Genomic DNA, 234 nt, shown 5'->3' with positions numbered 1-234 from the left:
GTTTTGACGCGGTGATGGCCGGTATGGACATCACGCCTGAACGTGAAAAACAGGTTCTGTTCACCACCCCGTATTACGACAACTCTGCGCTGTTTGTTGGCCAACAGGGCAAATACACCAGCATTGATCAGCTGAAAGGCAAAAAAGTCGGTGTTCAAAACGGTACTACGCACCAGAAATTCATCATGGATAAACATCCGGAAGTGACTACCGTGCCGTATGACAGTTATCAGA

General features: G+C 47.9%; 1 protein-coding gene. It reads left to right on the top strand.

Features of this window, described 5'->3' with window-relative positions; all coding sequences use genetic code 11:
- A partial coding sequence (locus tag FDX22_RS22185) for a transporter substrate-binding domain-containing protein (protein ID WP_146717780.1) occupies nt 1-234 on the top strand: 234 nt, incomplete at both ends.

The sequence above is a fragment of the Citrobacter sp. TBCS-14 genome, from assembly GCF_005280805.1.
GTDB lineage: Bacteria > Pseudomonadota > Gammaproteobacteria > Enterobacterales > Enterobacteriaceae > Citrobacter > Citrobacter gillenii.
This window is presented reverse-complemented; position numbering and strand designations above follow the sequence as displayed.